1 protein-coding gene and 3 pseudogenes are annotated in these 3,846 nt (G+C 55.6%); 2 read left to right on the top strand and 2 right to left on the bottom strand.

Going from position 1 to position 3,846, the window contains the following annotated elements:
- Positions 1–495 precede the first annotated feature (495 nt).
- Together X744_RS139890 and X744_RS0139105 are read left to right on the top strand one after the other, a co-directional pair.
- The gene (locus X744_RS139890) at positions 496–1,287 is read left to right on the top strand and encodes a LuxR family transcriptional regulator (protein ID WP_245266885.1); all 792 of its coding nucleotides are present in this window, start codon (positions 496–498) and stop codon (positions 1,285–1,287) included.
- 475 nt (positions 1,288–1,762) lie between these two features.
- Positions 1,763–2,203 (top strand): annotated as a pseudogene (locus X744_RS0139105) (IS5 family transposase); the annotation flags it as partial.
- 158 nt (positions 2,204–2,361) lie between these two features.
- Here the strand turns inward: X744_RS0139105 and X744_RS01000000170705 are convergent.
- A pseudogene (locus X744_RS01000000170705) lies at positions 2,362–2,901 on the bottom strand (transposase); the annotation flags it as partial.
- 583 nt (positions 2,902–3,484) lie between these two features.
- A pseudogene (locus X744_RS139895) lies at positions 3,485–3,846 on the bottom strand (aminotransferase class I/II-fold pyridoxal phosphate-dependent enzyme); the annotation flags it as partial.

Here is a 3,846-nt window from a genome sequence, read left to right as displayed (position 1 = left end):
CGCCGAGCCGCCACCTGTCCGCCGCTCAGCGGCAAACAAACCCAGATCCCTCATGAATAAGACGGGCTAGTGACGCTCTGCTTGCGCAGGTCAATCAGCAGCACGAATGAGAAGCCGACGACCATCGGTTGATGGTCCGTGATCGACGTCACTGCCGCGCTCGATAGAGATGTCTTCAAGATCCGGGCGGGCTGAAATCGCAGGCTATGTACGGATAACAATTGCAAATTATAAAGTTCACATTACCAAGTTATAATTGAATGAAATAATAGGAAACGAAATTATAACATAAAATATCTCTGTGTATTGCGTCGATATGATAGGGCCTTTGGCAGTGCCAGTCCACCGAGAGACGGCGCGCAGACCAGCATCGCGACACCGCAGATTTGTGCGCCAGTGGGAACATCAGGCGTAGGCGTAAATGAGGACGGAGCAGAGACTATGCAATGTCCGCCGGGGACTGCGGCCCCCCGACTCCAAAGGCTCGAAACCAGAGTGTCAGAGCAGTTTGCTCTGGCCACGTCGATGCATTTCCCAACCGCGGCCTTGGAGGCGTTCGTGGTCGAGTTTTGCCGATTTCTCGACCAGACGATTGGCGCTGCTCAAACCGAGCAGCTGTTCGACCTATTGTCTGCTTTTGCTCTGAAATTCGACTGCCCGTGGATCGCCTATGGCTCTCTTGCACCCCACCGAAAATCGTTGACGCCAGTCCGACGCGACCCGGCGGTCATGCTGAATTATCCTGATGAATGGCTGGAGCGCTATACACACATGGGTTATGACAGGATAGACCCCATCATTAAGACAAGTCGAAAGCGGGCAGGGGCCTTTCGATGGAGCGAGGTGTACAACGACGCAAGCACGACTCAAGACGAACGGCGCATCTTCGACGAGGCTGCGACGTTCGGCTTAAGGTCAGGAATTAGCGTTCCCTTGCACGGTCCGGATGGCAGATTTGCGATCATGAGCTTTGCTCAACCCTACGAACGCGAGTTCCACAATAGAACAATCACCTACCTGCAACTTGCCGCATTTCAATTTCATCTGGCGGTCGCGAAGTTCGCGAATTCGCGTTGTGTCGATGAGGCGCCTAATCTTTCTCAAAGAGAAAAGGAGTGTATTCTGTGGACGGCGAGAGGGAAATCGTCGTGGGAGATAGGAAAGATCCTTGGGATATCGATAAACACTGTCAATTTCCATATAAAAAATGTACAGCGAAAACTGGATACGGCTAGCAGAACGGTCGCTGCTATAAAGGCGATAAGCTTCGGGATTATCGAATTGTAAGGAATAGCTTACTCGATATTGGTAGTCCTTTTTTGCGCTAGTATAAAGGGTTCTCTTTAAAGAGGGGCTAAGGCTTGTTGAGATTCAGCGTGAGTTTATGACGGCGGCTGCGAGATTGATGAAGGCAGTGAAGCTCGCATCGGTTTTATCGGCTCGCATGGCGATACGCTTGAATTCCTTGAGTTTGCAGAAGAAGTTCTCGATCAGGTGGCGCCATTTGTAGAGTTCCTTGTCGAGCGGCAGGGGAAAAGTACGACGTGAGTGCTGTCAGATAATAACGATCCTGGCGCCGCGCTCATTCAGGTCGGCAATGATGCTGTTGCTGTCGAACGTGCTTGTTTTAGTGTTTCCGCCAAAGATTCCTCAAATATGTCAAGTCCTTGAGTTAATGTCTCAGTGTGTCGGACTCGAAAAGAAGTTGGGTGATATCAGCGGCTTGTGGTTCAGTGTTGCGAAGCATCGACGGAGAGGCAACATGTGGACCGATATCACCCGGGCGAAGCATGCCCGGAAAGGGCTGCGGTATTCAAGCGATTTGACGGACATGGAGTGGGCGGTTCTCGATCCGGTAATTCCACCTCGGTCACGACTTGGGCGCCCGCCGAAATGGTCGCGTCGGGAGATCATGAATGGACTGTTCTACATGCTGCGCAGTGGCTTGCCGTGGCGGATGCTGCCCAGGGACTTGCCGCCGGTGTCGACGCTGCAGCGCTACTTCTACGCTTGGCGCGACTGCGGCCTTTGGAGCACGATCAATCACCTGATGCTGATGAGCGTGCGTCTGGCCGCCGGTCGCCAAGCCTCACCCAGCGCCGGCGTGACCGACAGCCAAAGCGTGAAAACCACGGAGAGCGGCGGGCCTTGCGGTTACGATGCCGGCAAGAAGATCAAAGGCCGCAAGCCATATCCTCTGACCTGCCACTGAGAATTTCCTCCATCTGAGATTAGAGTCGGGCCTCGATTGAAGGACGGACTGATGAAGAGAAAGCGGTTTACGGAAGAGCAGATCATCGCGGTTCTGCGTGAGCACGAAGCGGGGGCGAAGGCGGGCGACCTTATCGAACACTACGATCGGCGGAAGCCGTACTCGTCATGGTGGGCATTGAACAGGCTAAGCCGTTGGCCTCCGTGCACAGCGTCGAAGGTGTCGTCAATGTCGAGTACGATCCGCTTCGGCACCTGCCGGAACGAGGCGCAATAGAGATCGACCATCGCCCGCCCCATCGCGACCAGCTCGCGCACGCCGGGCAGGTTTCTCCAGCCGGCACAGCGTCGATTGCGACGCCAGATCCCGACCCGACGGCAGCGCATCCTGGGCCATCTTGAAGACCGGATCGCAGCGCAGCCGGTTGGCGTCGTTGCCGTCCTCGTAGCCGGCGGCGATCATCTTCATGCGAAAGCCGATCATGTCGGCCAGGCTGTGGACGACCGGTCCGGGCAGCGCGGATCGTCGATGCAACGCGCCAGACGCTCGGCCACCCGCAACCGCTTTTCCACCTCGGCCAAAGCCAGAACGCCGCTGTTGGACGACAGCATGCCGCCGTCGAAACGGGCGACGACGGACTTGCCGCCGACTGATGACAAACCGCCCAGCGGCAGCGTAGGATCGTTCATGGTGGGTGTGGTCTCGGTGAAATGGTTCGGATCGGCTTAAGCAACCAAATCCTACGTAATTCACTACATCCGCCAACCCACCATGAATTTTCCGGGCTAGGCGTGCCAAGGCGGCTAATTCGTCAGCAGGAGGAAGTAAATGGGTAACAGCAGTTTCTTCAGCTTCAATGCACAACGCGATTGAACTTCGTTCCCTTACAGCCTCATTGTAGTGAGCCAGAACGTGCTGAAGCTCCTTCATAACCAGGCTTGAAACTCGGCCTGACGAATTTCGTTTCCAAGATCACTTGATCCAGTCATGTTTCCGTTGCCTACACCGGTCGCGTCTGCGTGCTGTTGAAAGAGAGCGTTGAAATACATGCACCATCGATCGGTAGACGTTCATGCGGTGCGCAACTTGCTGGCTAAAGCGACTATTAGCGACTGGCTTTCCTTTCGTGACCATCACTTCAACCCGATCTTTTATTGTTGGCGCTGGTTTGGCGTAACCGGGCACTGAATGCTTCCCCGACCGCGGGCACTACTCTAAACCGAATAATCAGACCCGCCCCAACTGCTTTCCGGTCTCCAACCATGTTGGACATCAGATGACTCCCAATTCCCTGCCTATCTCTGTGAAGGCCTCGACGGCACGGTCGATATCCGCACTCGAGTGCGCGGCAGACATCTGCGTGCGGATGCGCGCCTGACCGTTCGGCACTACGGGGAAGGAGAAGCTGATCACATAGATACCGCGCCGGAGCATCTTCTCGGCCATGTGCTGCGCGAGGCTCGCGTCGCCCAACATCAGGGGGAACAATCGGATGATCGGCTCCAGCTAGCGTGAAGCCGGCCCTCGACATCTTCGAGCGGAAGTGGTCGGCGTTGGCGTAGAGCTTTTCGCGCAGCGCATCACCATGCTCGATCAGATCGAACACCTTTAGCGACGCCCCTGCAATGGCCGGC

It is taken from the genome of Mesorhizobium sp. LNHC252B00, assembly GCF_000502955.1.
Classification (GTDB): domain Bacteria; phylum Pseudomonadota; class Alphaproteobacteria; order Rhizobiales; family Rhizobiaceae; genus Mesorhizobium.
Note: the sequence above shows the minus strand (reverse complement) of the source record. Positions and strands in the feature narration are given on the sequence as shown.